Consider the following 6,420-nt stretch of genomic DNA (forward strand, 5'->3'; position numbering starts at 1 on the left):
TAGAAATCTCATCAACAAATCACTATAAATAGAATTAACTATGTCAAAACTATTATCTAAAATAACCGTTACTTCCATCGCTGTTGCAGCCGTTCTAGGTGGAGCATACTATTTTACTTCTACTCAAGGAGCTAATAAAGCAGTCAGCGTCAATAATTCTGCGATTGCCCAAGATACCGCACAAGCTACTCTAGTCAGCGTTTGGGACAAAGAAACCGAAGCAGATTACTCAGGAACAACTGAGATGACCGTTTATCGCTCTCCTACCTGCGGTTGTTGTGGCGTTTGGGTAGACCACGCTCAAAAACATGGCTTCACAATTGAAGATATCAAAACCGATGAGATGGAAGCGTTGAAGCAGAAGCACAATGTTCCCCCAGAACTAGCATCTTGCCACACGACTATTATTGACGGCTATGTCATGGAAGGACACATTCCTGCTGATGATATTAAACGTTTCTTGGCTGAGAAACCCGACAATATGGTCGGATTAGCCGTACCAGCAATGCCCATCGGTACGCCAGGAATGGAAGCTAAGGATATTAAACAACCATTTCAAGTATTAGCGTTCAACGATAAAGGAGAAGTGGAAGTATTCAACGAATACGAGTCCTACTAAAAGTCGTGATTAAACTCAACCGTCGTCAGTTTATAGCCTTGGGTATAGGAGGTGCAGGGGTAGCTATAGCAGGAAATTGGTTACGCCAAGAAACTATCTCAAGTCAGCCCGTACCTCAATCATCTGTCGATCTTACTCCTATTTATCAGAGTAATGACGGTTTGTTAGAACTGGATTTAGAAGCTAGGGAACGTATCGTCGAGTTGGCAGGAAGACAGGCATCTCTTTTAACTTACAACGGACAGATTCCTGCACCGCGTTTGGAAGCTAAACCAGGGGATAAAGTTCGCATTTACTTTACCAATAATCTCCAGCAGCCCACTAACATCCACTATCACGGGCTGCATATTCCCCTGACAGGTAATGCCGATAATGTCTTTCTCGAAATAGAATCAGGAAAAAAACTCACCTACGAATTTCAAATCCCCAACAATCATCCTTCGGGTACATTTTGGTATCATCCGCACCTGCATGGTTTAGTTGCAGAACAACTATTTGGTGGGCTAGCGGGTTTATTTATCGTGCGGGGTAAAGATGATGAAATTCCCGAACTTAAAGCAGCCCAAGAAGAGTTTTTGGTACTCCAAGACTTCTCCATTAACGCAGATGGAAAGCGTACAAACTCAGCACATATGTCTCTCATGATGGGGCGAGAAGGAGAGTTAATTGCTATTAATGGTCGAATAAACCCCAGTATTGCTCTATCTAAAGGTGGACTATTACGCTTACGTATTCTTAATGCTTCTCCTTCCCGTTTCTATCGACTAGCTTTAGAAGACCATTCTTTCTATCAAATTGCTACCGATGGTAATAGTTTGAGCGAACCAATTGAAGTAGCCCAATTGCTACTAACACCAGGACAACGAGCCGATGTTTTAATAAGAGGAGATAAAGAATCGGGACAGTATAGCCTACTCAATTTACCCTATGACAGAGGTAGCATGGGCATGATGGGCGGTAGGGGAATGATGGGCAGAAATAACCGAGATGAGCCAATAACATTGGCAACGGTCAACTATGAATATGCAGTTGAATCTATGGCTTTACCTAGCAAACTTAATTCTATCTCTGCATTACCAGAACCCCAGACAGTGAGACGCTTTGAACTCAATCACGGCATGAGTCCTGCGGTTGGTATGGCTTTTTTAATTAACGGAGAACCTTACAACCACGACGTAATTCATACTCAAGTAAAGCTCAACACTATCGAAGATTGGGAATTGATTAATACGGGAGTTATGGATCATCCCTTTCATATTCACGGCAATGCTTTTCAAATTATTAGTCGTAATGGTCAACCTGAATCTTTACTGGCTTTGCGAGATACGGTGCTGGTTAAAAGAGGTGAAACTGTTCGCATTCGCATTCCTTTTAGAGATTTTGCGGGTAAAACTGTCTATCACTGCCATGTTCTCGACCACGAGGATTTAGGCATGATGGGTAATTTGATGATTGAGGCTTAATTATCTGTAGATATTTGTCATTCAATCGTTTAACCAAATACTTGACTCTACAGTTAACTAGAGTGTTACAAATAAATTGATAGAAAAACATCGCAACCATTATGAGTAAAACACCCAATCTCAAAATTGGCGAACTGGCAAAACAAACAAATCTGGCTGTAGGAACTTTACGTTATTACAGCGATATGGAACTGCTGCAACCAGTACAAAGAGGCGATAACGGGTATCGCTACTATAGCCAGGATGCGAGTAAACAAGTTGAGTTTATCAAGAAAGCTCAAGCTATTGGATTTAGTCTTGAAGAAATTAAGACCATTCTGGATGTACGCGATCGCGGTGAAAAACCTTGTGGTTTGGTACAAAGTTTACTAGACAACAAAATCGGGCAACTAGAGATTCAAATTAAGAAGATGAGCTTGTTTAAGCAGGAACTGGAAGAATACCGTACAAGCTGGGTTAATCACCCTAATCCCGAATCGGACTCTCAAGAAGTATGTCCCCTAATTTCTAGTGTGTCTTTAGATTCTGCACCACCAAACTAAGGCATCTATTGTCGTTTTTCATTCTAGGTAAATCAATGAGTTTTCAGTCTTTAATTGCCCATAACGGAGTTACCCATCAAAAATCTAATCCCGTCGAACAATCAAAGGGATCGACTATTGAGAATAAACCTAATAAACAGCCAAACACTAATTCCAAAACTGTCCTACCTGAAGGCAAATTAAGTTCTGAAAAACAGATATTAGAAGCTCCAGAAAGTAAAACAGAAGCTTTACCCGTTACAGAAACTCAATCTTTGCCTATCTTGGCTAGAGCTACTTTATTTCCTGGGTTTGGAGAATCTATTTTTACTTTATTAATTGCCAGTCCATTCTTGTTGTTTGGATTGAAGAAATGGCTGCATAAATAGGTTTTATAGATCGCCACTTTATCTATTTACTCAAAATGAATAAAAGAATAATTACCTACTTTCTAATAGGAATTGCTACGTCTTTAGTAAGCGTCACTACAGTCTTTGCTCAACAACATCAACATGGTGAGCAACATAATAGTTTTCGTTCTCCTTACGCAGAGCAATTAGACTCTCCAGTACAGGGTTTAAGTTCGTCAGAAGTTGACAATCTTCTTAACGGCAGAGGTTCTGGCTATGCTCGCATGGCTGAACTTAATGGCTATCCAGGCTTGCGTCACGTTTTAGATTTAAGCTCTGAACTAAACCTATCTACCCAACAGACTGAAGAAATTGAAGTGGCTTTTGCACAGATGCAGTCTCAAGCGAAAAGTCTCGGACAAACCATAGTAAATAAGGAGCAGAAACTAAGTGAAGCATTTGCTTCAGGAAAAATTAGCGATGATGAATTGAAAAGAGCAACTAACAAGTTGTCACAACTCTATGGAGAATTAAGAAAAACTCATCTGCAAGCTCATCTAAACATTAATCCGCTTTTATCTGTCGAACAAATTCAAAAATACAATCAACTCCGAGGTTACGAGGCAGAAGAGTAATCTAATCTAAACATACTTATTATTTTTTATGGCAATTAATAAAGCCCGTTTACGCCATTTTCATTATATTCTTGCCCCGATTATGTTTTTGCCAATCTTTTTGACAGCGATTACAGGTTCGCTATTTCAGGTAGCAGTAATCACAGATAAAAGTGCAGATTATCTTTGGCTGTTGGAATTACACCGAGGTAAGTTTGGTATTATCGATCTAGAGCTTATTTATCCCTTAATTAATGCTTTTGGAGTTTTGTTTTTAGCTATCACTGGAATTACGATGTGGCTACAAATCAATAGAAAAATCAGAAAGCTGCATAAATAATGCTAAATATTTCATTTAATTGGTAATTATTAAAGATCGTCAAATTATACTAAATCTTTCTAGTTAATGACATAAATTAGTAACCTCAAATTATTCATTCAAATATCGATAAACACCAGCCTTTGATAACCCCCGTAATCAGCCATCAAAGTTTTAATCAGTACTCCTAATTTTCTTTTTTCCCCTAAGCTCTTCTATCTTTAAGAACAGCAGCAATAGAATTATTAGTGCGATCGCTCATTTGATTCACAGTAGATAGAGAATTTATACAGGAAAAGCTATTTGGCTTTTAATTTATATAAATAAACAATTAAGTAAATTAAGAATAAAACAATTAAGTATTTAAGCTAATACATAAATTAATGTTTACATATAAAAACAAAGTATTGACAAAATAAATAGTTAAGCTAGTATTTAGTGGAATTTACAAATGGATTGAAGAACTTTGCTAACCATAACTTCGACCAGTCTGAGTGGAGGACAAGGAAAAACAACTTTAATTTATTTTCTGGGCAAGAAACTAGTTTCCAAAGGACATAAAGTTTTAGTTGTGGATTTAGACCCTCAGCACAACTTATCTACTTACTTAAGAGTAAATGTGGACCGCGATGACCCTAGCTGCCTAGAATTTATTCAGGGAAATTTTAATTCCGTTGCAGACTGTATCTATCCAGTAGAAGAGGTAAAAAATCTGTTTATTATCCCCAGTGATGAAGGTCTAGAAATAGCTAACGATTATCTAGCTTCTAGCGGATTTGGAATAGTCAAATTACGCAATCAGCTAGATTTAGTAAAAAATGAGTTCAAATTTGATTACTGTCTGATTGATACTCCCCCTCAGAAAAGCCAACTTTGCCAAACAGGAATCGGAGCTTCTGACTATGTTTGTGTTCCTGTAGAGACGAAGAGTAAAGGTGTGATTTGTCTTGATCGAACCCTCGATGCGATCGAAACTTTGAATAACTCTAAAATTATTAACACCAAACTATTAGCAGTATTACCGTTTCGCGATCGCTTATTCGGTATGAATCGTTCAATTGAAGGAAAAAAAGCATTAGAACAGATATCTTCGAGGATTGAACCAGAGCGACTTTTACCTCCTTGGGTAGAATCAGTTCAACCAGAGAAAGCGGTCAATCGAAATATTACCCTAGAAGATATTGATTTTGGGGAGCTTTCTCATCCGTTTGATGTATTAGCAGAGCAGCTAGAGCAGTTAGAACAGTCAGAACAGTTAGTATGACCGACGATATATACGATCAGTTAAGTAAAAAGAAGACCGATAAAAAAGTTCCTCCTCGGTCGGAAGATGGATTTAATCTCTCTCAACAGCCTTCTCCAACTTCGGACACTCCAGCAAAAAAAGCAGCAGCAAAAAAAGAAAGTGATGATTTGGATTTGGTGACTACAGCCAAATCTAAATCTATAGCTTTAGAAGTGAATGTTCGGAATCAGTTAGACGAATATTTATTTCATCATAAAGAGGTCAGTTGGGACACTTTTATCGAAGCAGCCGTACATCATGCTTTAACTTCCAAAGCTCATCATTCTATTGTTGAAGATGCAGCTTCACGATTAGCAAAACGAAAACTATCTTCTACCAAAAGAAGAATTAAAACAATGACCGCTAATGTCTATAACTCTAAATAACTATAAAATTAATTGTTAAGAGTTTTAGTTTTATAAACAGCTATTTATCTAAACAATCTGTTAATTAAAGCAATTTTTAAATAAATAATCGTAGATTTATATGATTATTTATTTATACAAATCAAAAGCTGTAAGCATTTGTTTTGCGTATAAAGTTTTAGCTATGCTGCATTAGTCAGATATGAATATTTTTGGTATGGTCAATATTACGAAAATTCAGAAGAGTGAAGATTGACATCCCAACCCATATCTTTGAAGTACCAGAGGATTAACTGGTTTCGAGTTGGGAAAGTATAGGGAACGATAGGATTATCGGGAGACTCGCCGAAGTCATAAAGACCCCAAAGCCCATCTTGCTGATTAAGATAAGAGCCATCCTGGTTGATGGTGTAAGCAGCAGAATCAAAATCAATGTTGTCCAATTTCATGAGGAAAAGTAGAGGTATTTTTTAGAATCGGGGGGGCGTTTAATGGTGGGAGGCTTAGAAGAACGTCGGTTAGAAGCAGAAAATGTCATAGGTAGAGAGTGAATGGTAGAGGTTAATCAAAATCCATTGAATCAAGGGCGAAGTGAATAGAGTCCCAGGAAATACCGATATTTGCATCATGGTTAGATTCGATATAATCTAAAACATCTAAACAACGGTCATCAGTGAGTTGGAGATTGCGATCGCTGGCTACTCCTTTAACATCATCAATGTCCCAAGTAATCGAGATAAAGCTAGAATGCCGTCCGAGATAATCATGCGCGATCGCTTTAGCTCGTTCTTGGTTATCAGGGGAAATAATACCAGCATCATTGAGAAGTTGTAGAAGATCGGTAATGGTTTCAGTGTAAGGGCTAGAAGAATTGGACATAGTAT

10 protein-coding genes are annotated in these 6,420 nt (G+C 38.0%); 8 read left to right on the plus strand and 2 right to left on the minus strand.

From position 1 onward, the window contains the following. Positions 1–40 precede the first annotated feature (40 nt). The 8 genes from I4641_RS02920 (at position 41) to I4641_RS02955 (ending at position 5,557) form a co-directional block, all read left to right on the plus strand. Complete coding sequence (locus I4641_RS02920; RefSeq protein WP_229638945.1) at positions 41–619, plus strand: DUF411 domain-containing protein; 579 nt, start codon at positions 41–43, stop codon at positions 617–619. Positions 620–624: 5 nt separating this feature from the next. Continuing rightward, entirely contained in the window at positions 625–2,082 is a 1,458-nt protein-coding gene (locus tag I4641_RS02925) for a multicopper oxidase family protein (protein ID WP_229638946.1), read from the plus strand. Between the two features lie 101 nt (positions 2,083–2,183). Then, on the plus strand, positions 2,184–2,624 hold the full coding sequence (locus I4641_RS02930; protein WP_229638948.1) for a heavy metal-responsive transcriptional regulator: 441 nt from the start codon (positions 2,184–2,186) through the stop codon (positions 2,622–2,624). Between the two features lie 35 nt (positions 2,625–2,659). Continuing rightward, positions 2,660–2,992 carry a hypothetical protein gene (locus I4641_RS02935; protein WP_229638949.1) on the plus strand — a complete coding sequence of 111 codons (333 nt, stop codon included), beginning with the start codon at positions 2,660–2,662 and terminating at the stop codon, positions 2,990–2,992. 35 nt (positions 2,993–3,027) lie between these two features. Beyond that, a complete protein-coding gene (locus I4641_RS02940) occupies positions 3,028–3,588 on the plus strand; it encodes a Spy/CpxP family protein refolding chaperone (RefSeq protein WP_229638950.1) in 561 nt (186 codons plus the stop codon). 28 nt (positions 3,589–3,616) lie between these two features. Then, a complete protein-coding gene (locus I4641_RS02945) occupies positions 3,617–3,907 on the plus strand; it encodes a PepSY domain-containing protein (RefSeq protein ID WP_229638952.1) in 291 nt (96 codons plus the stop codon). A gap of 445 nt (positions 3,908–4,352) precedes the next feature. Next, complete coding sequence (locus I4641_RS02950) at positions 4,353–5,150, plus strand: ParA family protein (RefSeq protein WP_229638953.1); 798 nt, start codon at positions 4,353–4,355, stop codon at positions 5,148–5,150. Further along, positions 5,147–5,557, plus strand: coding sequence for a carboxysome distribution maintenance protein McdB (locus I4641_RS02955; protein WP_229638955.1), 411 nt, complete (start codon positions 5,147–5,149; stop codon positions 5,555–5,557). Before I4641_RS02950 ends, I4641_RS02955 begins: the two co-directional genes overlap by 4 nt. A 206-nt stretch (positions 5,558–5,763) precedes the next feature. Here I4641_RS02955 and I4641_RS02960 read toward each other — a convergent pair whose 3' ends face one another. Continuing rightward, positions 5,764–5,985 (minus strand): hypothetical protein, encoded by a 222-nt coding sequence (locus I4641_RS02960; protein ID WP_229638956.1) that lies wholly within the window; start codon positions 5,983–5,985, stop codon positions 5,764–5,766. Positions 5,986–6,097: 112 nt separating this feature from the next. Next, positions 6,098–6,420 (minus strand): hypothetical protein (locus I4641_RS02965; RefSeq protein ID WP_229638957.1); only part of this gene is annotated, 323 nt, incomplete at its 5' end.

This window comes from Waterburya agarophytonicola KI4 (genome assembly GCF_020640915.1).
In the GTDB taxonomy this organism is placed as follows: Bacteria; Cyanobacteriota; Cyanobacteriia; order Cyanobacteriales; family Xenococcaceae; genus Waterburya; species Waterburya agarophytonicola.

Excerpts from the sequence above, each read along its gene's own strand:
- I4641_RS02920 (WP_229638945.1), top strand. The coding sequence starts at position 41 with ATGTCAAAACTATTATCTAAAATAACCGTTACTTCCATCGCTGTTGCA.
- I4641_RS02930 (WP_229638948.1), top strand. The coding sequence starts at position 2,184 with ATGAGTAAAACACCCAATCTCAAAATTGGCGAACTGGCAAAACAAACA.
- I4641_RS02935 (WP_229638949.1), top strand. The coding sequence starts at position 2,660 with ATGAGTTTTCAGTCTTTAATTGCCCATAACGGAGTTACCCATCAAAAA.
- I4641_RS02940 (WP_229638950.1), top strand. The coding sequence starts at position 3,028 with ATGAATAAAAGAATAATTACCTACTTTCTAATAGGAATTGCTACGTCT.
- I4641_RS02945 (WP_229638952.1), top strand. The coding sequence starts at position 3,617 with ATGGCAATTAATAAAGCCCGTTTACGCCATTTTCATTATATTCTTGCC.
- I4641_RS02955 (WP_229638955.1), top strand. The coding sequence starts at position 5,147 with ATGACCGACGATATATACGATCAGTTAAGTAAAAAGAAGACCGATAAA.
- I4641_RS02960 (WP_229638956.1), bottom strand. The coding sequence starts at position 5,985 with ATGAAATTGGACAACATTGATTTTGATTCTGCTGCTTACACCATCAAC.